General features: G+C 74.2%; 22 protein-coding genes. 13 read left to right on the plus strand and 9 right to left on the minus strand.

Translation table 11 applies throughout. The features are described 5' to 3' along the window. Window positions 1-321: 321 nt before the first annotated feature. Genes trpS through F593_RS23970 form a run of 4 tightly spaced genes read left to right on the plus strand, consistent with a single transcriptional unit; the run spans window position 322 to window position 4,639 of the window. A complete protein-coding gene (gene trpS / locus F593_RS0109745; protein WP_022928564.1) occupies window positions 322-1,368 on the plus strand; it encodes a tryptophan--tRNA ligase in 1,047 nt (348 codons plus the stop codon). A gap of 39 nt (window positions 1,369-1,407) precedes the next feature. Next, the gene (locus F593_RS0109750; RefSeq protein ID WP_022928565.1) at window positions 1,408-2,193 is read left to right on the plus strand and encodes a segregation and condensation protein A; all 786 of its coding nucleotides are present in this window, start codon (window positions 1,408-1,410) and stop codon (window positions 2,191-2,193) included. After that, the gene (gene scpB / locus F593_RS23965; protein WP_022928566.1) at window positions 2,190-3,011 is read left to right on the plus strand and encodes an SMC-Scp complex subunit ScpB; all 822 of its coding nucleotides are present in this window, start codon (window positions 2,190-2,192) and stop codon (window positions 3,009-3,011) included. Before F593_RS0109750 ends, scpB begins: the two co-directional genes overlap by 4 nt. Before the next feature lie 14 nt (window positions 3,012-3,025). Next, window positions 3,026-4,639 (plus strand): SIR2 family NAD-dependent protein deacylase, encoded by a 1,614-nt coding sequence (locus tag F593_RS23970; protein ID WP_022928567.1) that lies wholly within the window; start codon window positions 3,026-3,028, stop codon window positions 4,637-4,639. Between the two features lie 31 nt (window positions 4,640-4,670). On the opposite strand, the gene F593_RS0109765 is transcribed toward F593_RS23970, so the two are convergent. Next, window positions 4,671-4,970, minus strand: coding sequence for a hypothetical protein (locus F593_RS0109765; RefSeq protein ID WP_022928568.1), 300 nt, complete (start codon window positions 4,968-4,970; stop codon window positions 4,671-4,673). A 216-nt stretch (window positions 4,971-5,186) separates the two neighbouring features. On the opposite strand from F593_RS0109765, the gene F593_RS0109770 reads away from it, so the two are divergent. The 6 genes from F593_RS0109770 (at window position 5,187) to F593_RS29850 (ending at window position 9,762) form a co-directional block, all read left to right on the plus strand. Further along, window positions 5,187-6,224 (plus strand): sulfate ABC transporter substrate-binding protein, encoded by a 1,038-nt coding sequence (locus F593_RS0109770; RefSeq protein WP_022928569.1) that lies wholly within the window; start codon window positions 5,187-5,189, stop codon window positions 6,222-6,224. Then, the gene (cysT, locus tag F593_RS0109775) at window positions 6,205-7,083 is read left to right on the plus strand and encodes a sulfate ABC transporter permease subunit CysT (RefSeq protein ID WP_022928570.1); all 879 of its coding nucleotides are present in this window, start codon (window positions 6,205-6,207) and stop codon (window positions 7,081-7,083) included. Before F593_RS0109770 ends, cysT begins: the two co-directional genes overlap by 20 nt. Continuing rightward, the gene (gene cysW / locus F593_RS0109780) at window positions 7,073-7,876 is read left to right on the plus strand and encodes a sulfate ABC transporter permease subunit CysW (RefSeq protein ID WP_022928571.1); all 804 of its coding nucleotides are present in this window, start codon (window positions 7,073-7,075) and stop codon (window positions 7,874-7,876) included. The genes cysT and cysW overlap by 11 nt, the downstream gene beginning before the upstream one ends. Continuing rightward, the gene (locus F593_RS0109785) at window positions 7,873-8,823 is read left to right on the plus strand and encodes a sulfate/molybdate ABC transporter ATP-binding protein (RefSeq protein ID WP_022928572.1); all 951 of its coding nucleotides are present in this window, start codon (window positions 7,873-7,875) and stop codon (window positions 8,821-8,823) included. Before cysW ends, F593_RS0109785 begins: the two co-directional genes overlap by 4 nt. A 100-nt stretch (window positions 8,824-8,923) precedes the next feature. Further along, window positions 8,924-9,439 (plus strand): hypothetical protein, encoded by a 516-nt coding sequence (locus F593_RS23975; RefSeq protein ID WP_022928573.1) that lies wholly within the window; start codon window positions 8,924-8,926, stop codon window positions 9,437-9,439. 8 nt (window positions 9,440-9,447) lie between these two features. Then, window positions 9,448-9,762, plus strand: a complete 315-nt coding sequence (locus F593_RS29850) for a hypothetical protein (protein ID WP_157251706.1) — start codon at window positions 9,448-9,450, stop codon at window positions 9,760-9,762. Window positions 9,763-10,208: 446 nt separating this feature from the next. On the opposite strand, the gene F593_RS0109800 is transcribed toward F593_RS29850, so the two are convergent. From F593_RS0109800 to efeU, 4 genes are all read right to left on the minus strand, one after another. Next, window positions 10,209-11,405: an aminotransferase-like domain-containing protein gene (locus F593_RS0109800; RefSeq protein ID WP_022928574.1), complete on the minus strand. Its 1,197-nt coding sequence runs from the start codon at window positions 11,403-11,405 to the stop codon at window positions 10,209-10,211. 70 nt (window positions 11,406-11,475) lie between these two features. Next, window positions 11,476-12,813, minus strand: coding sequence for an iron uptake transporter deferrochelatase/peroxidase subunit (gene efeB, locus F593_RS0109805; protein ID WP_051160489.1), 1,338 nt, complete (start codon window positions 12,811-12,813; stop codon window positions 11,476-11,478). 4 nt (window positions 12,814-12,817) lie between these two features. Further along, entirely contained in the window at window positions 12,818-13,984 is a 1,167-nt protein-coding gene (efeO, locus tag F593_RS0109810; RefSeq protein ID WP_022928576.1) for an iron uptake system protein EfeO, read from the minus strand. Beyond that, on the minus strand, window positions 13,981-14,904 hold the full coding sequence (gene efeU / locus F593_RS23985; protein WP_022928577.1) for an iron uptake transporter permease EfeU: 924 nt from the start codon (window positions 14,902-14,904) through the stop codon (window positions 13,981-13,983). The genes efeO and efeU overlap by 4 nt, the downstream gene beginning before the upstream one ends. 267 nt (window positions 14,905-15,171) lie before the next feature. Between efeU and F593_RS0109820 the strand changes: the two genes are divergently transcribed. The 3 genes from F593_RS0109820 (at window position 15,172) to F593_RS0109830 (ending at window position 19,464) form a co-directional block, all read left to right on the plus strand. Further along, a complete protein-coding gene (locus tag F593_RS0109820) occupies window positions 15,172-15,906 on the plus strand; it encodes a beta-phosphoglucomutase family hydrolase (RefSeq protein WP_022928578.1) in 735 nt (244 codons plus the stop codon). Then, window positions 15,903-18,335, plus strand: a complete 2,433-nt coding sequence (locus tag F593_RS23990) for a glycoside hydrolase family 65 protein (protein ID WP_022928579.1) — start codon at window positions 15,903-15,905, stop codon at window positions 18,333-18,335. Before F593_RS0109820 ends, F593_RS23990 begins: the two co-directional genes overlap by 4 nt. Window positions 18,336-18,402: 67 nt before the next feature. Next, window positions 18,403-19,464: an NAD-dependent epimerase/dehydratase family protein gene (locus F593_RS0109830; RefSeq protein ID WP_022928580.1), complete on the plus strand. Its 1,062-nt coding sequence runs from the start codon at window positions 18,403-18,405 to the stop codon at window positions 19,462-19,464. 157 nt (window positions 19,465-19,621) lie between these two features. On the opposite strand, the gene F593_RS0109835 is transcribed toward F593_RS0109830, so the two are convergent. From F593_RS0109835 to F593_RS23995, 4 genes are all read right to left on the minus strand, one after another. Then, window positions 19,622-20,149: a ribonuclease H family protein gene (locus tag F593_RS0109835; RefSeq protein WP_022928581.1), complete on the minus strand. Its 528-nt coding sequence runs from the start codon at window positions 20,147-20,149 to the stop codon at window positions 19,622-19,624. Window positions 20,150-20,193: 44 nt separating this feature from the next. Further along, window positions 20,194-21,453: an alanine racemase gene (locus F593_RS0109840; protein ID WP_022928582.1), complete on the minus strand. Its 1,260-nt coding sequence runs from the start codon at window positions 21,451-21,453 to the stop codon at window positions 20,194-20,196. After that, the gene (locus tag F593_RS0109845) at window positions 21,450-22,775 is read right to left on the minus strand and encodes a D-arabinono-1,4-lactone oxidase (RefSeq protein ID WP_022928583.1); all 1,326 of its coding nucleotides are present in this window, start codon (window positions 22,773-22,775) and stop codon (window positions 21,450-21,452) included. Before F593_RS0109845 ends, F593_RS0109840 begins: the two co-directional genes overlap by 4 nt. An 80-nt stretch (window positions 22,776-22,855) precedes the next feature. Continuing rightward, a complete protein-coding gene (locus F593_RS23995; protein ID WP_022928584.1) occupies window positions 22,856-23,809 on the minus strand; it encodes a LysR family transcriptional regulator in 954 nt (317 codons plus the stop codon). Between the last annotated feature and the right edge of the window lie 63 nt (window positions 23,810-23,872).

Here is a 23,872-nt window from a genome sequence, read left to right on the forward strand (position 1 = left end):
GACAACCACCTTCGCCCGCGGTGCGCGTCCTGGCTAGCCGGAATCGGACGGCGCGTCCGGGGAACGGGTCCGGGCCCCGCCCCGAGCGTCTCGGGCCGGGGCGCGGGGGACGACGGCAGGGCTCGGGGCACCCGGAGGGGTCCGGGCCCCGCCCCGAGCGTCTCGGCCGGGGCGCGGGGGACGACGGCAGGGCTCGGGGCACCCGGAGGGGTCCGGGCCCCGCCCCGAGCGTCTCGGGCCGGGGCGCGTGGGACATCGACCGGGCTCGGCGCACCCGGTGGGGCCGTCGCGCCCGCGTCCCCACGGGTACTCTCGACCGTCGTGCGCGTCTATTCCGGCATCCAGCCCACCGGTCGCAAGCACCTGGGCAACTACCTCGGCGCGATCCGCCACTACGTCACCGGGCAGGAGGAGGCCCAGGCGGCGGGGGACGAGTCGATCTTCTGCGTCGTCGACCTCCACGCCACGACGGTCGCCTACGACCCCGCGGAGCTCCGCGACCGGACGTACGACACGATCGCGCTGCTGATGGCCGCGGGCATCGACCCCGAGCGGTCGGTGCTCTACCGCCAGGGCGACGTGCCCGAGGTCCCCGAGCTGATGTGGCTCCTGACCGCGGTCACGGCCCACGGCGACCTCAACCGCATGCACCAGTTCAAGGAGAAGTCGGGCCAGCAGCGGGACCTCGTCTCCGCCGGGCTGTTCCTCTACCCGGTGCTCATGGCCGCCGACGTGCTCGCGTTCCGCGCCGATCGGATCCCCGTCGGCGACGACCAGCGCCAGCACGTCGAGCTCATGCGCGACATCGCGCTGCGGTTCAACGCCCGCTTCGGCGGCGGCGACCCGCAGGACCCGAGCAAGCCCGGCGAGCAGATCCTGACCGTGCCGGAGGGCACCTACCCGACGGTCGCGGCGCGGATCATGGACCTGCAGGCCCCCGAGAAGAAGATGTCGACGTCGTCGGGCTCCGTCGAGGGCACGCTGTACCTGCTCGACGACCCGAAGGCCGCGGAGAAGAAGCTCAAGCGCGCCGTCACGGACTCCGAGGACCCGCCCGTCATCCGCCGCGGCCCGGACAAGGCCGGGGTGTCGAACCTCATCGACATCCTCGCCGCCACCACGGACCGCACCCCGGACGAGGTCGAGGCCTCGCTCGTCGACGCCCGCGGCTACGGAGACCTGAAGAAGGCGGCCGCCGACGCCGTCACGACGATGCTCGCCCCGATCCAGGAGCGCTACCGCGCCCTGCGTGAGGACGAGGCCGCGATCGAGGACGCCCTGGCGACCGGCGCCGAGAAGGCGCGCGCCATCGCCCGCCCGGTGCTCGCCGACGTGCGCGAGGCGATGGGCGTGGGCCCGCGGCGCTGACCGGCCGCGACGACCGGGTCGGGCGCTAGCGTTCGACGGGTGCGTGCGACCGCCTACGTCGCGGGGCTCGAGCTCGACCTGGAGGTCTTCAGCGGGCCCTTCGACCTGCTGCTGACCCTGATCCTGAAGGAGGAGGTCGACCTGCTCGAGGTCGATCTCGCCGACGTCGTCCTGACGTATCTCGACCACCTCGAGGCGCGGGGCGAGCTCGACCTCGAGGTGGCCACGGAGTTCCTCGTCCTCATCGCGTCGCTGCTCGAGCTGAAGTCCCGGCTCCTGCTGCCGCGCGAGGACGAGGACGAGCTGGGCGACCTGCAGCCCGAGGAGGCCGCGGAGGAGCTCATGGAGCGCATGCTCCAGGCCCGCCGCTACCGCCACGCCGCCGAGCACCTGACGGACCGCCTGGGGCGCGAGGACGGCAAGCGCTTCCGCTCCGCGCCGCTTCCGAGGCACCTGCGGCGCTTCACGGAGGCCGACGCCGTCGCCGTGCACAGCGCCGCCCGCCTGGGCAAGGCCATCGGTGGACTGCTGCGGATGCCGCCCCGGGTCGACCTGCACCACGTGACCCTGCAGCGCGTGAGCCTGGCCGAGCGCCTCGCGCACGTGCGCTCCCTGCTGCGCCGCGGCAGCTTCACGTTCTCCGAGGCCGTGGGCGACGCCGACCGGACCACGGTGGCCGTCACCCTGTGGGCGCTGCTCGAGCTCTACAAGCAGGGGGAGGCGGACTGGACGCAGGACGAGCCGTTCGCCGAGATCCACGTGGCGGGCGTCGCCGCCGGCGCTCCCCGCTGGTCGGCGCGCGGCGACGTGGAGGCCGTCGCGTGAGCGGCCCGGAGCCGTTCGACGTCGACGGCACCGCCGACGAGCTGCCGGGACCGGACGTCCCCGGACCCGACGTCCCGGACCCCGACGCCCCGCTGCCGCCGGAGCAGTCGGGTCTGGCGTCCATGATCGAGTCGCTCCTGTTCCTCTCCTCGGAGCCCGTGCGTCTCGACGCCCTGGCGATCGCGTGCGACACGGGTCCGGAGGAGGTCGCCGCCGCGCTCCGCGAGCTGCGCCGCGTCTTCGCCCCGGGCCGCCGCGGGCTCCTGCTGCGCGAGGTCGGCGGCGGGTTCCTCCTGTCCTCCGCGCCCGAGACCGAGCCGGCGGCGCGTCGGCTGCTGACCGCGCCGCGCACCCCGCCGCTCACGCCGGCCCAGGCGGAGACGCTGGCGATCGTCGCGTACCTTCAGCCCGTGAGCCGACCGGAGATCACGCGGATCCGCGGCGTCGCGGCCGACTCGGCCTGCGCCACGCTGGTGGAGCGCGGCATGATCGAGGAGGCCGGGCGCTCGCAGTTCGGGGCGGTGCTCTACCGCACGACCGGGCTGTTCCTCAAGCTCTTCGGCCTCGACGGCCTGGGCGACCTGCCCGACACCGCGGCGTGGGATCCGACGCCGGAGGAGACGGCGACGCTCCGGGAGCGCCTGATGATCGCCGGCGACGCGCGCTCGGGCGCCGACGCCACCGCGGGCGACGATCCCGCCGCCCGGCCCGCGTTCGACCTCTCCGGGGCCGGCATGGTCGAGGGCGGCGATCCGCGTGACGCCGCACCGGATCGGTCGGCGGACGGCCCGGGCGACGCCCGGCCGTCCGAGGACTGATATCCCGTGCGGTGATGCCGCCCCGCCATCTCTTCGTCACGCGTGGCGACCTCACCGCGCTGCACTGCGACGCGTGGGTGCTGCCCACGGACCGGGAGGGCAACGTCACCGCCCCGTGGGTGCCGGCGCTCGAGGCGATGGGCCGGGGGCGCGCCGACGCCTACGGCGGACGGCTGGACGAGGCGGCCCGCGAGGACCTGCGCCGCGACGGCGCCACCGTCCTGCGGCGACCGTCGAGCACGGAGCCGGGGGTCGTGGCCTGCGACACCGCCGTGGCGCACGGCGACGTCGCCGCCTGCGCGGCCGCGGCGTCGACGGCGATCGCCCGGCTCGACGAGCTCGTGCGGTCGGCCGAGACCCACCCCACGGCCGTCATCGAGCAGCCGCGTGCGCGCCCGCTCGTGGCGCTGCCGACCGTCGGGGTGGGGGCGGGTGGCGGTCGTGACGTCCGCGGCGCGGTGCTCGCGGGCCAGATCGACGCCGCGTGGACGGCGCTGGCGGACGCGCCGGACGGCCCCGACGTCGTGCTCGTCTGCTTCGACCGCGGCCACTACGCCGCCGCGCAGCGCGCCCGCCGGGCCGCCGGCCTCGGCGGCCGGCTCCCCGCCCTGATCGGCGAGGAGCTCGACGGCCGGGTCCGCGCGCTGGCCCAGCACGCGCGCAACGGGCGGCTCGTGCCGTTCGTGGGCGCCGGCGTCAGCATGGGCGCCGGCCTGCCCTCGTGGGTCGGGCTGCTCGACGAGCTGATCGCCGAGGCCGGGATGGAGGCCGACCGCGCCGCGCTGGACCGCATCGACCTGCGGGACCGCGCGGCGCTGATCCAGAGCCGCCTGGGTGTGGGCGAGCTCGACCGCATCCTGCTCGAGCGGCTCACCGCGGCGTCGCACGTGGCGCTCCAGCACCAGCTGCTCGCGTCGCTCCCGGTGATGGAGGCCGCGACGACGAACTGGGACGACCTCTTCGAGCGCGCGTGGCGGGACGCGGGGGCGGGGCGCATCGCCCAGCTGCCCGAGGACGGCCAGGCCGGCGCGGACCACTGGATCGTCAAGCTGCACGGCACCGTCCGTGACGGCCGCCTGCACAACGTCGTCCTGACCCGCGACGACTACCTCCGGTTCGGAGCCGAGCGCAACGCGCTGGCCGGCGTCGTCCAGGCGCTGCTGCTCACCCGCCACATGCTCTTCGTCGGCTTCGGCCTGAGCGACGAGACGTTCCACCGCATCGCGCACGACGTGCGTCAGGTGCTCGACACCACCGCCCAGATGCGGGAGCGCGACGGCGCGTACGCCACGAGCCTCTCGCCGTCGCGGCACGCGGTCACCGCCGAGCTCTGGAAGGGCCAGCTCGACGTCGTCTCCACGCGCATGCCGGAGGACGGCGCCGGCCGGGCGGGCACCGCACCCGCCGCCCGCCGGCTCGAGGTCGCGCTCGACGCCCTCGGGATGCTCGCCGTCGACCCGCTCGGCCACCTGCTGGACCCGTCCTTCGACGGCGCCCTCACCCAGGACGAGCGGCTGCTCGCGGAGACGCTGCGCCGCTTCGCCCGCGACGCCGACCCGTTGCTCGAGGGCGCCGGCGCGACCGGCAGGGCGATCGGGCGCTGGCTCGAGCGGATGCGCGGCAGCTGAGCCCCGGGCCCCGGCCGGACCGCCCCGCCGCTCAGGTCACGAGCGCGGCGAGCAGCCAGCCCGCCGCCGCGGCCCCGATGAGCGCGGCGACTCGCAGGGCGAGCGGCCACGCCGACCACGGGGTCCGCATCCCCGGGGCGTCGCCCGCGCGACCGGGGTCCCGCGGACCGCGCCGGTCGCGCCGGCGGTCCTTCAGCCGCAGCACGAACCCCAGCACGATGGGCGAGAGGGCGAGCACGACGAAGACCCCGATCGCCAACGTCGTCGAGACGCCCTCGCCGCTTCCGAACGACAGCCCCAGCGGGACGAGGGCGGCTGCCGTGGGGCTCACGGGCCGCAGCCTATGGCGTCCGGCGGCGGACTCGCCCGAACGACGGCGCCTCGGTCCGGTGCGCCGCGCGGGGTCTGCGGGGGCACTCGGGTCTCGGCTTGGTCCTATTCCTGATCGGCCTTGTGGAATTCCGTCGAGGCATTCCCTAATATGCCGAATCTCGATCAGGCATTCGCCGCGACCGGGCTTCCGAGCCCTCTTCCAAGGCAGCAGACCATGCGCATACCTCCCCGACTCCTCGCGCCGACGGCGCTCCTGGCGACCGCGGTCCTCGCCGGCTGCGGCGGCGCGAGCGACAGCGTGGGCGGCGACGAGGTCGCGGCGAGCGACGGGAGCGGCGCGAAGCTCTCCCTCGTGGCCTACGCGGTGCCGAAGGTCGGCTTCGACAAGCAGGTCCCGGCGTTCCAGGGGACCGAGGCCGGCAAGGGCGTCACGTTCGCGCAGTCCTACGGCGCCTCGGGCGACCAGAGCCGCGCGGTCGAGCAGGGCCAGCCCGCCGACCTCGTGAACTTCTCGCTCGAGCCCGACGTCACGCGGCTCGTCGACTCCGGCCAGGTCGACCCCTCCTGGAACGAGAACGCCCACAAGGGGATCGTCTCGAGCTCCGTCGTCACGATCGTCGTCCGCAGGGGCAACCCGAAGGGCATCCGGGACTGGGACGACCTGCTGAAGCCCGGGGTCGAGGTCGTGACGCCGAACGTCTTCAGCTCGGGCTCGGCGAAGTGGAACCTGCTCGCCCCGTACGCCGACAAGAGCGACGGCGGGAAGGACAAGGCGGCGGGCCTGCAGTACGTCGGCGACCTGCTGAAGAACATCAAGACGCAGCCGAAGTCCGGCCGCGAGGCGACGCAGACGTTCCTCCAGGGGAAGGCCGACGCGCTGCTCTCCTACGAGAACGAGGCGCTGAACATCGAGGGGCAGGGCGAGGACGTCCAGCACGTCACGCCGCCGAAGACCCTGCGGATCGAGAACCCGTTCGCGATCCTGAAGACGTCGGAGCACCCGAAGGAGGCCAAGGCGTTCTCGGACTTCCTGTTCTCCGCCGAAGGCCAGCGGATCTGGGGCGAGGCCGGGTTCCGCCCCGTCGACCCCGAGGTCGCGAAGGAGTTCGCCGACAAGTACCCCGCGCCCGAGCGCCTCTTCACGGTCGCCGAGCTCGGCGGCTGGAAGGCGCTGAACGCGACGTTGTTCGAGCCCGACACGGGCGAGATCGCCAAGCTCTACGAGGCCTCGGGTGCCGCGACCGGCGACTGACGCGGTCGGCGGCGCCGGCGGCCCCGGGCCGTCGCTGCCGCCCTCCGCACCCGTCGCGCGCCGCCGCTCGCGGCGCGCCGTCGGTGGCGTCGGGCCCCTCGGGCTCGGCGTCGCCACGCTGTGGCTCAGCCTCATCGTCCTGCTGCCGCTGGCGGCCGTGCTCGTGTCCTCGCTCGAGGGTGGGCTCGCCGGATTCTGGGACGCGGTCTCCTCGCCTCCGGCCCAGCGGGCGCTGAAGCTGACGCTCACGGTCTCCGCGGTCGTCACGGTGATCAACGCGGTCATGGGGACCCTGATCGCGTGGGTGCTCGTCCGCGACGAGTTCCGGGGCAAGGCCATCGTCAACGCGCTGATCGACCTGCCCTTCGCGTTGCCGACGATCGTCGCGTCGATCGTGCTGCTCGCGCTCATCGGCGCCAACAGCCCGATCGGCCTCGACCTCGTCGCCACGCACTGGGCCATCGGCATCGCGCTGCTGTTCGTGACGCTGCCCTTCGTCGTGCGCAGCGTGCAGCCCGTGATGCTCGAGCTCGACCGCGACGCGGAGCAGGCCGCCGCCTCGCTGGGGGCGTCGAACGCCACGATCTTCCGGCGCATCGTGCTGCCGGCGCTGGCGCCCGCGCTGATCTCGGGCGCCGGCCTGGCGTTCGCCCGGGCGGTGGGGGAGTACGGGTCGGTCGTCCTGGTCTCGGGCAACACGCCCCGCAACCAGGTGGCGTCCCAGTACATCGCGGACCGCATCGAGACCGACCAGCCCGCGGCCGCCGCCGCGATGTCGGTGACGCTGCTCCTCATCACCTTCGCCGTGCTGCTCGTGCTGCGCGTCGTGGCGCACCGGAGGACGAGCCGTGAAGGTTGAGCGCGCACCCCGGATCGCGCTGCGGACGGTCGCCCTGGCGTACCTCTTCGTCCTCCTGCTCGTCCCCGTCGGGCTGATCCTCTTCCGCACGTTCGAGAACGGCATCGGCGCGTTCTGGGACCAGGTCACGACGCCCGCGTCGATCTCGGCGATGGCGCTGACGCTCGAGATCGTCGCGATCGTCGTACCCCTCAACGTCGTCTTCGGCATCTTCGTCGCGCTGGCGCTCGTCCGCGGGAGGTTCCGCGGCCGCGGGTTCATGCAGGCGATCGTCGACCTGCCCTTCGCGGTCTCGCCCGTCATCGTCGGCGTCTCGCTCGTCCTGCTCTGGGGCGTCAACGGCTGGTTCGGCGGGCTCGCCGAGGTCGGCATCCGCGTGATCTTCTCGCTGCCCGGCATGGTGCTCGCCACGCTCTTCGTGACGCTCCCCTTCGTGGTGCGCGAGGTCGAGCCGGTGCTGCACGAGATCGGCGACGAGCAGGAGCAGGCCGCGGCCACGCTCGGCGCGAACGGGTGGCAGACGTTCTGGCGGATCACCCTCCCGTCCATCCGCTGGGGCCTGGCCTACGGCGTCGTCCTCACCGTCGCCCGCGCGCTCGGCGAGTTCGGCGCGGTCTCCGTCGTCTCCAACGGCGTCTCGGGCCAGTCCGAGACGCTCACCCTCCTCGTCGCCAACCGCTTCGAGGACCTCAATCTGTTCGGCAGCTACGCCGCCGCGACGGTGCTCATGGGCTTCGCGCTCGTGGCGCTCGTCCTCATGACCGTCTTCGAGCGCAGGAGCACACGCGCATGATCGCCGCCCACGGCATCCACAAGCACTACGGGGACTTCCACGCGCTGCGGGACGTCTCCATCGAGATCCCCGACGGGTCGCTGACCGCCCTGCTGGGTCCCAGCGGCTCGGGCAAGTCGACGCTCCTGCGGGTGATCGCCGGGCTCGAGGCGCCCGACGAGGGCGTGATCGCGATCGCCGGCAACGACGTCACGCGCCTGGCGCCGCAGGGCCGGGGGATCGGGTTCGTCTTCCAGCACTACGCCGCGTTCAAGCACATGACGGTGCGCGACAACGTCGCGTTCGGCCTGAAGATCCGCAAGCGCCCGAAGGCGGAGATCGCGTCCCGCGTCGACGAGCTGCTCGAGATCGTCGGCCTCGCCGGCTACCAGGGGCGCTACCCGTCCCAGCTCTCCGGCGGCCAGCGCCAGCGGATGGCGCTCGCGCGCGCCCTGGCCGTCGAGCCGCGGGTGCTGCTCCTGGACGAGCCGTTCGGCGCGCTGGACGCGAAGGTCCGCGAGGACCTGCGCAAGTGGCTGCGCCGGCTGCACGACGAGGTCCACGTCACCACCGTCCTGGTCACCCACGACCAGGAGGAGGCGATGGACGTCGCCGACCGCATCGCCGTCATGAACGCCGGGCGTATCGAGCAGGTCGGCGCACCCCGCGATCTCTACGACGCGCCGGCGACGGAGTTCGTCATGTCGTTCCTCGGACCCACGGCCACGCTCGGTGGGCGGCTCGTCCGCCCGCACGACCTCGTGCTCTCGCGGGGTCCGGCCGAGGACGCCGTCCCCGTCACCGTCGAGCGGGTCGTCCACCTCGGCTTCGAGGTCCGCGTGGAGCTGCGCGACGGCGACGACGCCCAGCTCTCCGCCCAGACGACCCGGGCCGAGGCCGCGGCGCTCGACGTCGAGGCGGGCCAGAGCCTCTTCGTGCGCGCGGAGCGGCCGGCCGTCGCGGCCTGAGGGCCGGCCAAGGGATGGACGTTCGCCCGTACAACCGGCGAACGTCGGAAACGCTTTCCGGCGCCTTGTCCCGTGTATCGATACGTGGGACACTTCGGCCGTGCAGGGTATCGACATCCTCGTGGCGCTGGACCTCGCCGAACGTCGCACTGGCGACTGGACCGTCCGGGCCGTCGCTTCGGATCTCGGCGTGGCGCCGGCGACGGTGCAGCGTGCGGTGGTGCGGCTGACCGCGACGCCCGTGGTCGATGCGGTCACGCGACGGGTCAACACGACCGAGCTCGAGCGCCTTCTGGTCGACGCGGTCCGCTTCGTGTTCCCGGCGCAGCTCGGTGCAGAGACTCGAGGGGTGCCGACCGCATGGGGTGCCGCGCCGCTGAGCGGCGCGATCGCTTCCGGGGAATCGGCGATTCCCGTCTGGCCCTCGGCGACGGGGAGCGCCCGGGGTTTCGCGATCGAACCGCTCCACCGGGCGGCGGTCGCGCTCAGTCGCGATCGGCCCTCGATCTATGGGCGGCTGGTGCTCGTGGATGCCCTCAGGCTCGGTGACGCGCGGATCCGCGGAGTCGCCGGAGAGCTCCTTCGGAGCGACTTGACGCGGGTTCCGGTCTCGTGACTGACGGGATGCTCGACGCTGCGGCCGCGGCGCTCGGGCCCCTCGCAGCGGAGGTGGTGTTCGTCGGTGGGGCGACCGTCGGCGTGTGGATCACGGATGCCGCAGCGCCTCCGCCGCGCCCGACGCTTGACGTAGTCGTCGAGGTGGCCTCACGCGGTCGGTTTGCCGAGTTCGAGGAGCGGCTCCGCAACCAGGGGTTCTTCGAGGACCAGGACAGCGGCGTCATCTGCCGGTGGCAGCACGAAGCCTCGCCGCTGATCCTCGACGTGATGCGTCAGACCCCGAGATTCTCGGGTTCGCCAGCCGCTGGTACGGCATGGTAGTCCGCGATCCTCGACGCCACGAATTGCCCTCGGGCCGTTCCGTCGCGGTCGTCGCGCCCGCGTTGTTCCTCGCTACGAAGCTCGAGGCGTTCCGCGGAAGGGGAGGGGGCGACTTCTACGCCAGCCGCGACTTCGGCGATGTCGTGACACTCCTCGACGGTCGAGCCGAGACCGTGGAGGACGTCCTCGGGGCAACAGACGACCTCCGCGAGTACTGCGTCGAGCAACTCCGCACGCTGCTCGAGGACCGTCGCTTCGTGGACGGTATCTACGGCGCGCTCCGGGGCGACGCTGCGAGCCAGGCGCGGGCCGAGACCGTCGTGCTCCCCAGGGTGCGGGCAATGCCGACGTTTGATTCGCGACGTCGTCGTGACCCCTTCGATCGCTGGTTGCGGCGCCCGCTGCACCGCGGTCGCGTCGCGGATCGGGTCCTACCCGTGTCGCCCTCAGGCCAGCGCGACCTTCAGGCGGGCCATGCCCTCGCGGATCTCGTCCGGCGCGTGGGTGGTGAAAGAGAGGCGCAGCGTGCGCGGGTCCGGGGTCGTCGCGTAGAAGGGCGCGCCGGGCACGTAGGCGACCTGCTGCTCGATGGCACGGGGGAGGAGCGCGGTGGCGTCCCGGCCCTCCGGCAGGCGGACCCAGAGGAACATGCCGCCGTCGGGGCGGTTGAACGTCGAGCCCTCCGGCAGCGTGCTCGGCAGCGCCTCGAGCATCGCGTCGCGGCGCTCCCGGTAGACGTGGCGCAGCCGGCCGAGGTGCGCGTCGAGGTCGACGTGCGCGAGCCAGTGCGCCGTCGCCGCCTGGTCGACGGTCGACGAGTGCAGGTCCGCCGCCTGCTTCGCGATCGTGAGCGGGGTCCGCAGGCTCGGCGGGGTGCGGACCCAGCCGATCCGCAGCCCGGGCGCGGCGACCTTGGACAGCGTGGAGAGCGCCAGCGTGCGCTCCGCGGCACCGGGGATGGCGGCCAGCGGCGTCGACGGCTCGCCGGCGTAGCGCAGCTCGCCGTAGGGGTCGTCCTCGATCGCCCACAGGTTCGTGCGCTCCATGACCTCGGCCAGCGCCCGGCGGCGCTCCTCCGTCAGCGTGCGGCCCGTCGGGTTGTGGAACGTCGGGACGACGTAGAGCAGCTTGGGCCGGTGCTCGGCGACGAGGCGCTCGACGGCGTCGGGGTCGATGCCGTCCTCGTCGCACGGGACGGGGATCGGGATGGCGCCCGCGAGCTGGAACGCCTGGAGCGCCGCGAGGTAGCTCGGGTCCTCCACGAGCACGCGGTCGCCCGGCTCGAGGAAGACGGCGGCGATGAGCGTCAGCGCCTGCTGGGAGCCGCTCGTGATCAGCAGCTCCTCCGGCCCCGTCGGCAGCCCGCGGCGCGACAGCCGGTCGGCGACCCGCCGCCGCAGCTCGGGATCGCCCTCCGTCGTCGAGTACTGCAGGGAGCGGCCGGCGCGGCCCGGCGCGAGCACCGCCGCGAACGCTTCGCCCAGGCCCTCGTGGTCGAAGAGCTCCGGGGCCGGCAGGCCCCCCGCGAAGGACAGCACCCCCGGCTTCTCCGTCAGGGCCAGGATCTCGCGTACCGGCGAGCTCGCGACGCCGCGCAGGCGCGCGGCGACCGGAGCTGACGGACCGGGAGGCGAGAACGACATAGCGGCCCAGGATACGCGGCCGGAGGGCGCCCCGCCGCGCGACGTTTGGCCCGTACAACCGCCGCCGGGCTCAGGACCGGAAGAGGCCCTCGCCGACGAACCCGCCGCGGCGGATCCCGGGCGGGACGGCGAACAGGCCCGAGCCCGTGTGGCGGATGTACTCGTTCAGGGCGTCGCCGACGCCGAGCTTCTTCTGGATCGCCACGAACTGGCGCTCCGGGTCCTGCTGGAAGGCGATGAAGAACAGGCCCGCGTCGAGCTGCGCCGTGCGCGGGTCGATGCCGTCCGTGTAGGAGTAGCCGCGGCGCAGCAGGTGCTGGCCGTCGTTGACGGCAGGGGCGGCGAGGCGGATGTGGGCGTTCGGCGGGATCACCGTGACGCCGTCGCTGCCCTTGATGTCGAGGTCGACCGGGTCGAACTCCGCCTGCCCGGTGAGCGGGGCGCCGGAGACTTTGGACCGGCCGAAGACGGCCTCCTGGTCGCCCAGCCGGTCGCGGTCCCAGTTCTCGATGAGCATCCGGATGCGGCGGGCGACGAGGTAGGTGCCGCCGCGGAACCACGCCTGGGGCTCCTCGCGGCCGACCCACACGAAGCGGTCCATGCCCTTCGTGTCCTCGGCGCGCAGGTTGTTCGTGCCGTCCTTGAACCCGAAGAGGTTGCGCGGCGTGACCTGGCCGCGGGTCGTCGAGGACGTGCGGCCGAAGCCGAGCTGCATCCACCGCAACGCCGCCGTGCCCGAGGCGATGCGGGCCAGGTTGCGTACGGCGTGGAAGGCGACCTGGGGGTCGTTCGAGCACGCCTGCACGCAGAGGTCGCCGCCGGAGCGGTTCGGGTCGAGCTCATCGCCGGGCAGCGCGCCCAGCGGCTGCAGAGCGCTCGGGCGCTTCGCGGCCAGGCCGAAGCGGTCCTTCCCGTCCTGCTCGAAGACCGTGGGGCCGAACCCGATGGTGATGGTGAGCTGCGCCGGCGGCAGCCCCGCGGCCTCGCCCGTGTCCTGCGGCGGAACCTCCGGGTGGCCGGCGACGGCACCCGTGGGGCGCCCCGCGCACATGAGCTCGGCGGCGGCGGTCCACTCCCGCAGGAGCTCGCGCAGCATCGCCGGGCTCTCCGTGGTGAGGTCGAAGGCCCCGAACGCCAGGCGGTCCTGGGCAGGGGTCGCGATGCCCGCCTGGTGCTCCCCGTGGAAGGGCACCGCGCCCTTCGCGGCGCCGGCCGGCGCGCTCGCCTCGGCGTGCCCCGTCGCGTAGCCGGCCCCGCCGGCCGCCGCGAGCCCGAGCAGCCCGCCGCCCGCGAAGAGCGCGCGGCGGCGGGTCATCCCGCGGCCGCCGCGCTCCGTGCGCGCGTCCGGCGAGCTCTCCTCCGGCGTGCCGGCGCCGGCCTGCGGGGCGTCGTCGTGGCGCTCGGTCATGGGGCTACTCCAGCACCTTGCCCGCGACGAGGGACAGCGGGTCGGCCAGCGCGTTGATCTGCGTGGCGAACTGCTTGCGGTCCGCGTCCGTCAGCTCGTCGTAGAGGGCGAAGCCCAGCGGGGTGTCGCGCTTGTACTCGTCCAGGCCCTTCTGCACGTCGGCGAAGCGCGGCTCGATCTCGTCGACCAGCGCCTGCTCCTTGCGGGCCGCCAGGGCGGGCTTGAGCAGGTCGAACGCCTTCTTCGAGCCCTCGAGGTTGCCCTGGAAGTCCGAGAGGTCCGTGTGCGAGTAGCGATCCTCCTCGCCGGTGATCTTGCCGGCGGAGACCTCGTTGAGCAGCGTCACCGCGCCGTTGGCGAGCTGGGCGGCCTGCAGGTCGATGGAGCGGATTTTGCGGTCGAGCTCCTGCGTGTCGGCGACGAGCTGGTCGGCGAGCTCGGCCGTGCCCTTCGTGGTGTCCTTCGTCCACAGGATCTGCTCGATCTTGTGGAAGCCCGTCCACTCGTCGCCCTCGGCGACGTCGTTCACGCGGGCATCGATGCGCGGGTCGAGGTCGCCGAACGCCTCGGCGACGGGCTCGATCCGCTCGAACGGCATGCGGGCGGGGCCGAAGAGGTCCTTCGCCTTCTCCGTGTCGCCGGCCTTCAACGCCTTGGCGAAGCCCTTCGCCCGGGTGACGAGCAGGTCGGACTGCTCCTGGACGTAGGTGTCGTAGCCCTTCACGGCCTCCGTCAGCGCGGGGTCGGTCGGCTTCTCCGCCGTGACGGGCTTGCCGGTGACGGTGAGCTTGCCGGCCTTGCGGTCCAGGTCGCCGGGGACGGCGCAGTACACGACGTACTCGCCCGGGTCGAGCTGCAGGGAGAAGTCGCCCGAGAGGCCCGGGGTCAGGTTCTCGCGCTCGCCCAGGATGATGCCCTCGCTGTTCTTCAGCTCGACCTCGGTGGTCTTCGACGTGCCGTTGTTGACGGCCTCGAAGCGCACCTTGCCCGCCGGGGCGGTCATCGAGGCCGGCGTGCAACCGGCGTCAGTGAGCTCGACCTTCAGGTTCGTGGCGCCCGACCCGGAGCCGCCCTCGTCGTCTCCTCCGCACGCGGCGAGGCCCAGCGTGGCGGCGGCGGCCGCGGCGAGGGCGAGGGAGCGGGTGCCTGAACGGCGGGTGCTGCGGGTCATGCGGTGACCTCGTGGTCGGTGGCGGTGCCCGTGGGGGCAGAAGGGGTGGAGGGCGCCGACGGGGTGGTCGGCGTCGTGCTCGGCCGGCGGGCGGGCCAGAGGACGAACGCGAGCATGGGGATCGCGTAGACGAGCCACGCCGTGACCTCGGCGACGTTCGGGAACGGCTGCAGGCCCAGCAGGCCGGTGAGCAGGCCGGAGACCACGGAGTCGGCCTCGGGCTTGACGACGGCGCTCAGGTCGAGGACCTGGTGCTGGCCGAACGTGAACCAGCCGCCCGCGTTGCCCGTGTGCATCGCGCCGGCCAGCAGGCCCGCGGCGATGATCACGAGGAAGACCGCCGTGACGCGGAAGAAGCGCTGGAGGTTCAGGCGCACGCCGCCGCGGTAGATGCCCCAGCCGATGAGAACGGCGATCGCGACGCCGAGCAGCGCGCCGAACGAGGCCGCGGCGGTCGAGATCTGCGTCGACTCGGCCTGGAACGTCGCCAGGAGGAAGAACGCGGTCTCGACGCCCTCGCGAAAGACGGAGAGGAACGCCATGGCGATCAGGCCCCACGCGGAGCCGTTCGCCAGGGCGCCGGCGGTGCTCGCCCGCAGGTCGCGGCCCATGGAGCGGGCGTTGCGGCGCATCCACACGATCATCCCCGTGACCATCACGACGGCGATCAGGGCGACAGCCGTCTCGAGCTGCTCCTGCTGCTTCTGCGGCAGGTTCTCGTTGACGATCTGCAGGCCCGCGGCGATCGCGACGCAGACGGCGACGGCCGCGAGCACGCCGATCCACATGTACCGGAGCGCGTCGCGGCGGCCCTCCTGCACGAGGAACGCGGCGACGATCCCGACGATCAGCGAGGCCTCGACGCCCTCCCGTAGACCGATGACGAACTGGACGGTGGGGAGGGCGGCGAGCAGGGTCATGGAGGCGGCGTCGGCCGGGGTAGGGTCCCCTCACTCGACGCGTGGACGCTAGCAGGGTAAGGGCACCCGAATACCCGACCCGCGTACTCCGTTCGTCGAGGTGGCGCGCTGCCGCTCGCGAGGTGGCGCGCCGGCGCTCGGTGCGTGGCGCGCCGCCGCTCGCTTCGCGGCCTGCCGTCGCTCCGCGCGGACCTGCGGCCGGACCGTTCCGGCCCGCGCGGCGCTGCGGCGGCGGGGCGCGCCGGCCCGTCTGTCAGGCTCGCGGGCATGCCCGCCGGACCCCTGGAGCACGTCGACGCCTGCCTCTTCGACATGGACGGCGTCCTGACGGACACGGCCCGGATCCACTCCGCCGCGTGGAGGGAGACGTTCGACGCGTTCCTCGCCGCCCGGCCGGAGGCCGCGGGGGAGGACCACCGCCCGTTCTCCGACGACGACTACGCCGCGAACGTCGACGGGCTGCCGCGCGAGGACGGCGTGCGGAACTTCCTGGCCTCCCGCGGCGTGGCGCTCCCGGAGGGCACGCCGGAGGACGGGCCCGACGCGGGGACGGTCCACGGGCTCGGTCAGCGCAAGAACGCCCTGGTCGGCCGGCTCATCGACGAGGGTGGCGTCGTGGTGTACCCCGGGACCCTGGCGCTGCTCGACGTCCTGCGCGATCGCGGGACGCCGTGCGCCGTCGTCTCCTCCAGCGCGAACACGAAGCGGGTCCTGACCGCCGCCGGCGTGCTCGACCGCTTCTCCGCCGTGGTCGACGGGAGCACCCTGCAGGTGCGGGGCCTGAAGGGCAAGCCGGCGCCCGACACGTTCCTCGCCGCCGCGGCCGACCTCGGCGTGCCGCCCGACCGCGCCGCCGTCTTCGAGGACGCGCTCGCGGGCGTCGAGGCGGGCCGCGCCGGGGCGTTCGGACTCGTCGTCGGCGTCGACCGCGTCGGGCACGCCGACGCGCTGCGCGAGCACGGCGCCGACCTCGTCGTCGCCGACCTGCAGGAGCTCGCGTGATCGGTCACGACGTCTTCCCCGTCGAGCCCTGGGGGCTGCGGGAGCGTCGCCTGGACCTCGATCTGCTGAACGAGACGGAGTCGATCTTCGCCCTCGCCAACGGCCACCTCGGCCTGCGGGGCAACCTCGACGAGGGCGAGCCGCGCGGCCACAGCGGCACGTACCTCGGCGGCTTCTACGAGTCCTACCCCCTGAGCTACGGCGAGAAGGGCTACGGGTTCCCCGAGGACGGCCAGGCGGTCGTCGACGTCACGGACGGCAAGATCATCCGGATCCTCGTGGAGGACGAGCCGCTCGACGTCCACCGCGGGCGGCTCGAGGAGCACGAGCGCCACCTCGACTTCCGCACGGGCGTGCTCGAGCGGACGATGAAGTGGACGTCCGAGGCGGGCCGCTGCGTGCGGGTGCGCAGCCGCCGGATGGTCTCCTTCGCGCACCGCAGCGTCGCGGTGATCCGGTACGAGATCGAGTCCGGCGACGGCGAGCCCGTCCGCGTGGCGGTGCAGTCCAACCTGCTCGCCAACCAGCGGCAGCAGCAGCGGGGGAACGACGACCCCCGGAGCGCCGCCGAGCTCGGCGCGGTGCTCGAGGGGCGGCTGTCCACCCAGCACGACCTGCGCGTCGTCCTGGCGCACACCACGCGCGCCTCGCAGCTCTCGCTCGCGGCCGGCATGGACCACACGATCGAGGTCGACGACCACCCGACGACGCTCACGCAGATCGACGAGGACCTCGGCCGGGTCACGATCTCGGCGCGGCTCGAGCCGGGCAAGCCCCTCGTGCTCACGAAGTTCCTGGCGTACCACTGGTCCTCGCAGCAGTCCGTGGAGTGGCTGCGCGACCAGGTCGACGCGAGCCTGGAGAGCGCCATGGCCGAGGGCTTCGACGGCCTCGTCGCGTCGCAGCGGCGCATCCTGGACGACTGGTGGGAGGTCGGCGACGTCGAGCTCGAGGGCGACGAGGAGGTGCAGCAGGGCCTGCGCTACGCCCTCTTCCAGCTCCTGCAGGCCGGCGCACGCGCCGAGCGCCAGCCGATCCCCGCCAAGGGCCTGACGGGCGCGGGGTACGACGGGCACGCGTTCTGGGACACGGAGGGCTACGTGCTCCCCGTCCTGACCTACACGCGCCCGCGGCTCGTGCGCGACGCGCTGCGGTGGCGGCACGACACGCTGCCGCAGGCCCGGGAGCGCGCACGGCAGCTCGGGCTGCGCGGCGCGGCGTTCCCGTGGCGCACGATCCACGGCGAGGAGTGCTCGGGCTACTGGCCCGCGGGGACGGCGGCGTTCCACGTCAACGCCGGGATCGCCGACGCCGTCCGCCGCTACGGCAACGCGACGGGGGACGAGACCTTCGACCGCGAGGTCGGCGTCGAGCTGCTCGTCGAGACGGCCCGGCTGTGGGCGAGCCTGGGGCACCACGGTCCGGACGGGAGCTTCCGCATCGACGGCGTCACCGGGCCCGACGAGTACTCGGCGATCGTGGACGACAACGTCTACACGAACCTTATGGCGCAGCAGAACCTGCTCGTCGCCGCCGAGGCCACGGAGCGCCACCCCGACGTGGCGCGCGACCTCGGGGTGCGGCACGACGAGATCTCGGCGTGGCGGACGGCGGCGCACGCGATGCACGTCCCCTTCGACGAGCGGCTGGGCATCCACCCGCAGGACCAGGACTTCCTCCAGCACGCACGGTGGGACTTCGACGCGACGCCGCCCGACGCGTACCCGCTGCTGCTGTCCCACCCGTACTTCGCGCTCTACCGCACGCAGGTCGTCAAGCAGGCCGACCTCGTGCTCGCGATGTTCCGGCGCGGCGACGCGTTCACGCCCGAGCAGAAGCGGCGCAACTTCGAGTACTACGAGGGCGTGACGGTGCGCGACTCGTCGCTGTCGGCGTCCGTGCAGGCCGTGATGGCCGCCGAGGTCGGGCACCTCGAGCTCGCCCACGACTACCTGGCCGAGGCGGCGCTGACCGACCTGCGCGACCTGCGGGGCGACGTCGGCAACGGGGTCCACGTCGCCTCGCTCGCGGGCGCGCTGACGGCGGTCGTCAACGGCTTCGGCGGGCTGCGCGACCACGGTCACGGGCTCGAGTTCCGCCCGCGCCTGCCGGAGCACCTGCCGCGCCTGCGGTTCCCGATCGTGTGGCGGGGGCGGCGGCTCGTCGTCGAGGTGCGCCCGGGGGAGGCCGTCTACGCGCTCGACCCGGTCGCGGGTGCGGACGGGGCGGAGGACGGTGGTGCGCCGGTCGACGAGGGGATCGAGATCGCCCACTGGGGCGAGACCTTCACGGTGCGCGCCGGCCACGAGGAGCGGCGCGCCATCCCCGCCCCGCCCGAGGGCCTGCGCCGCCCGCTCCAACCGCACGGCCGGGAGCCGCGACGGCGGCTGGACGAGCTGCGCCGCGGCGCCTCGGGCCCCCGGGGCTAGGCCTCGGCGGGCGCGGCCGGACGGCGCCCGTCGTTTCCTCGCCGCAGGCCACGGGTACCCGAGAGGTATGCGCGTCGTCGTCACCGGGGCCACCGGCAACGTGGGGAGCGCCCTCCTCCGACTGCTGGGCGAGGAGCCGGAGGTGGAGGAGATCGTCGGGTTCGCCCGGCGCGTGCCGGACGTCGAGCTGCCGAAGGTCCGCTGGGTCGCGGGTGACGTCCTCGACCACGACCTCGTCGAGCTGTTCCGCGGCGCGGCGGCCGTCATCCACCTGGCGTGGCTGATCCAGCCGGCGCACGACCGCGAGCAGGTGCGTCGGGTCAACGTGGACGGCAGCGCCCGGGTGTTCGACGCCGTGGGCGAGGCGCGGGTGCCCACCCTGATCCACGCGTCGTCCCTCGGCGCCTACGGGCCGGGACCCTCGGACGACGAGGAGCGCCGGGTCGACGAGACGTGGCCGACCACGGGGATCCCCACGTCGTACTACTCCGTCGACAAGGTCGCCGCGGAGGAGCTGCTCTACGCGTTCGAGGAGCAGCACTCCGCCGTCCGCATCGTCCGGCTGCGCCCCGGGCTGATCTTCCAGCGCTCCGCCGCGCAGGAGATCCGCCGCTACTTCCTCGGGCCGTTCTGGCCGAGCCCGCTCGTCCGGCCCGGTCGCATGCCGATCGCGCCGGTACCCCAGGGGCTGCGGTTCCAGGTCGTCCACACGGACGACATCGCCGAGGCCTACCGCCTGGTCCTCGTGCACCCGAACGCGCGCGGCGCCTACAACGTGGCCGCCGACCCGCCCATCACGCCGAGCCGTCTGCGCGAGGTCCTGGGTGGCATTCCCGTCCCCGTGCCGCGCGGGCTGCTGCGCGCGGGTGCCGCGCTGTCGTGGCGTGGCCGCCTGCAGCCCGCGGCTCCCGGCTGGGTCGACATGGGCTACGAGTCGCCGCTCATGGACACCTCGCGCATCCGCGACCTGGGCTGGACGCCGAAGCACAGCGGCCCCGAGACGCTCTTCGAGCTGCTGGCCGGCCTGCGCGACCGCTCCGGCGGCGCGACCCCACCGCTGCGCGCCGACGCCGGCGGCCCGCTGCGCACGGGCGAGATCCGCTCGCGCGTCGGCGGGCGGCTGAACTAAGGGCCGGGCCCCGTCCCGAGCGTCGCGGGTTCGGGCCGCGTCGGACTGCGGCGAGGCTCGGGCCACCCGGTGAGAGGCCGGGCCCCGTCCCGAGCGTCGCGGGTTCGGGCCGCGTCGGACTGCGGCGAGGCTCGGGCCACCCGGTGAGGGGTCCGAGCTAGACCGCGGCGGCCGCGGCGACCGCGAGCTGGTCCGCGCGGTCGTTGAACGCCTTGTGGGCATGGGCGTCGCCGGTCTCGTGCCCGCGGACCCAGTGCCAGCGGACGGCGGCGTGGCGGCGGATCTCGTCGTCCAGGGCGGTGACGAGGTCCTGGTTCTTCACGGGCTGGCCCGAGGCCGTCTTCCAGCCCTTGCGCTTCCAGCCCTCGATCCACTGCGTCATCGAGTTGAGCATGAGCTGCGAGTCGGTGACGATGCAGACCGTCGAGCCGTCGGGCAGCGAGCGCAGACCCTCGAGGGCGGCCGTGAACTCCATGCGGTTGTTCGTCGTGTCGGGCTCGCCGCCGGAGAGCTCGACGGGCGGCAGGCCGCTCTCCGCGGGCGGCACGACGATCGCGGCCCAGCCGCCGGGGCCGGGGTTGCCCTTGCAGGCGCCGTCGGTCCAGATCAGCGTCTCGCCGGGGGCCTGCTCGACGGGGGTCTCGACGATCTTCTTGCGGGGTGCGCGGCGACGGGCGGGAGGCATCGGCGGGGGAGCATAACGCCGACGCCGGGGCGTACTCGGAACGCTCAGAGGAAGGCGTGGCCCTCGCCGCGGTAGCTCGGGACCTCGTCCACGACGCGGTCGCCGGCGACGAGGTGGACGCGGTCGAAGCGCTCGAAGAGCTCACCCGCCTTCGTGTGGCGCATCCACACCCGGTCGCCGATCGCCAGGCCGTCGGCGCCCGGGCCGATCAGCGGGGTCTGTGCCTCGCCTGCGCCCTCGAGCGGGGTCAGCGACAGCCCTGCGGGGTAGGTCGGGCGGGGCAGCCGATCCGAGCCCGCGGCACCCGAGGCCGCGTAGCCGCCGCCGAGCGCCGTGACGACACCCGGTCCCGGCCGGCGGACCACGGGCAGCGCGAAGAACGCCGCCGGCGTCGGCGTGAAGCGCGAGTACGTGTCGAAGAGCGCGGGTGCCACGAGCCCGGAGCCCGCGGCGACCTCGGTCACCGCCCGCTCGGACGAGGAGGTCTCGAGGCTGCCCGTCCCGCCGGCGTTGACGAACCGCAGGGGGCCCGCGACGTCCTCGACCGCCCGGACGGTCGCGGCCCGGCGGCGGCGGAGCTCGGCCGCGGAGAGCGCCTGCATCGCCCCGACGACCCGCCCGTAGGCCGAGCGGCCCGGGGGCCGGTCGCCCACGCCGGCGATCTGCGACTCGTAGCCCATGAGGCCCACGAGCTCGAGCGCCGGGCGCCGGACGACCTCGGCCGCGAGCGCCGCGACCTGCTCGGGCGTGTGCAGCGGGCTGCGGCGGGCGCCGAGCTGGATCCGCGCGCCGAGCAGCTCGAGGCCGGCGTCGAGCTCGATGCACACCTCGACGGGGTGTTCGGGCCGGGCACCGGCGGCCTCGATCGCGTCGAGGTGCGCCACGTCGTCGACCATCACGGCCACGTGCCGGCCGTCCTCCCGCGCGGCGAGCCGGCGCAGGGCGCCGCGGTCGACGGTGGGGTAGGCCACGACGAGGTCGTCGAAGCCCTCATCCGCGAGCCACAGCGCCTCGGACAGCGTGAGGCCGAGGATCCCCCGGAACGCCCGGTCCTCGTGGTCGAGGGCGCGGTGCAGCAGCGCCCGGACCCGGACGGACTTCGACGCCAGCCGGATCGGGGTGCCGCCCGCGCGGCGGACGAGGTCGGCGCGGTTGTGATCGAACGCGTCGAGGTCGACGACGGCGAAGGGGGCGTCGAGGTCTGCGGTCGCCCGCTCCAGGCGGGCGTGCTGGTCGGCCTGCGCGGGCGTGAGCTGGACGCCGGTGCCGCGGCGGCGGCCGGACCGGACCCCGTCGGCGCTCATGCGGCCACCGGGCCCAGGACGCGGTCGACGTAGGCGTTGGCGAACCGGCCCTCGGGGTCCAGCCGCGCGCGCACGGCGGCGAAGCGCTGCCAGCCCGGGTAGCGGGGCGCGAGCGTGTCGGCCGTCTGGAAGTGCCGCTTGCCCCAGTGCGGCCGCCCGCCGTGCTCGTCCGCGATCGCCTCGACGGCGCGGAAGTACGGGCCCCACTCCATGTCGCGGTACGTGTGGACGGCGAGGTAGGCGGTGTCGCGGCCGTGGGCGGGGGAGAGCAGCGCGTCGTCGCCGGCCACGAACCGCATCTCGATCGGGAAGTTCACGGCGAACCGTCCCCGGTCGATCGCCGCGAGGATCGCCCGCAGCGCCGGCTCGGCGGCGGCGCGCGGCAGGGCGTACTCCATCTCGACGAACGGGACGTGGCGGGGGCTGGCGAAGATCCGGTCGGAGCGGTCGGTGCGCACGCTCGTGCCGGCCAGCCGGGTGACGAGGCGGTTCAGGCGCGGGATCGCTCGCGGGACGGCGCGGCCGGCCTCGCTGAGCCCCGCCAGCGCGCCGGTCTCGAGCACGCCCTGGCGGAGCCAGCGGGAGAGCGCGCTCGGCGGCTGCGCCGGGCCGTCGACCACGGTGTTCGTGCGCGTCAGGGCGAGGGGCGCGTGGGGGAAGACGTAGGCCTCGAAGTGCCGGGCGGCCGCGTTGCGCTCGTCGAGGGTGGCCAGCACCTCGTCGACGGGCTCCGTCGTGTCGACGCCGTGGAGCACGTAGGCGGGGACCGCCTGCAGCGTCACCGCCGTGACGACGCCGAGCGCGCCGACGGAGACGCGGGCGGCCAGGAGGCCCTCGGGGTCGGCGACGGCGTCGAGCTCGACGACCTCGCCCGTCCCCGTCACGAGCTGCATCGCCCGCACCTGCGTCGAGATGTTGCCCAGCCCCGCACCGGTCCCGTGGGTGCCGGTGGCCAGCGCGCCGGCGAGGGTCTGCTCGTCGATGTCGCCGAGGTTCTCCATGCCCAGCCCGAGCGTGGCCAGGGCGGCGGAGAGCGCGTGGATCGTGATGCCCGCCTCCACGCGCACCAGGCCGGTCGCGGCGTCGGCGTGGAGGATCCGGTGCATGCCCGCCACGTCGATCATCACGTCGTCGGTCAGTGCCGCATCCGTGAAGGAATGACCGCTGCCGACGGCGCGGACGCCGAGCCCGTCGCGTGCCGCGGCGTGCACGGCGGAGGCGACCTCATCGACGCTGCGGGCGTGGACGATCCGCGCGGGCGCGCAGCGCTGCTCGCCCGACCAGTTGCGCCACGTGCCGGCCCGGACGGTGCTGCTGCTCATCGCGCTCCCCGCTGCTCCATCCGGCGACCGTACGCCGTCGCGGCCGCCGTATGAAACACCCGGCCCGCCGCCGATCCACATCATGCGCGTGCTGGATCGCGGGGGGCCGGGACGTCTCGGCCCTCGATGACGGCGACGAGCTCGGGGTGCCGGGCCTTCGTCTCGCGCAGCAGTTCGAGCACGGAGCGGACGAGCGGGCCGTCCTCGCCGACGCGCCAGCCCGCGGCGAGGACCGAGCGGGGCAGGCCCTCCACGCTGAGGTACGAGACGCCGGGGTGCGGGGTGAACCGGGCAGAGGCGGCGGGCGTGACCATGATCCCGACGCCCGCGGCGACGACGTCGATCTCCTCCGTGTGCGAGCTCGTGCGCATCGAGATCGGCGCGGGTCGGCCGCCGCGCAGCGCCTCGAGGGTCCAGTGCGCCTGCCAGCGGCGGTCCGGGCTGCGGCCGACCACGATGGGCTCGTCGAGCACGTCCTCCACCCGGACCCGCGCGCGGCTCGTCAGCGGATGGCCGGTCCGGACGGCCACGAGCAGCGGCTCGGAGAGCACGGCCTCGAGCTCCAGGCCGTCCCCGGAGAACGGCGGCCGGGTCAGCGCGACGTCGGCCCACCCCGAGACGAGCCCGGCGGACGGCTCGTCGAACCCGAACTCCCGCAGCTCGACGGCCACGTCAGGGTGCCGCTCGCGGATCGCGTCGAGCAGCGGCCCGGTGAGCTCGAGCGCCGCCCCGGGCTGGAACCCGATCCGCAGCACGCCGGCCTCGCCGCGGGAGAGCCGCCCGGCCCGGTCGACGCCGGCGTCGAGCACGGAGAGCGCGTGGCGGGCCGACTCGAGGAACGCCGCGCCGGCGGGGGTCAGCGTCACCCGCCGCGTGGTGCGGTCCAGGAGCTTGGCGTCCAGCCGGGTCTCGAGGTCGCGGATCTGCCGGCTCAGGGCCTGCTGGGCGACGAACAGCCGCGCGGCGGCGCGGGTGAAGTGCAGCTCCTCGGCGAGGACGACGAAGGCGCGCAGCTGGCGGGTCGAGAGATCCACAACAACGGCAGCGTAGATGACGGCGCACACCGTGTTGGCGCGGCGCCCACGGGCGGGCCTAGG

It is taken from the genome of Patulibacter americanus DSM 16676, from assembly GCF_000420025.1.
Classification (GTDB): domain Bacteria; phylum Actinomycetota; class Thermoleophilia; order Solirubrobacterales; family Solirubrobacteraceae; genus Patulibacter; species Patulibacter americanus.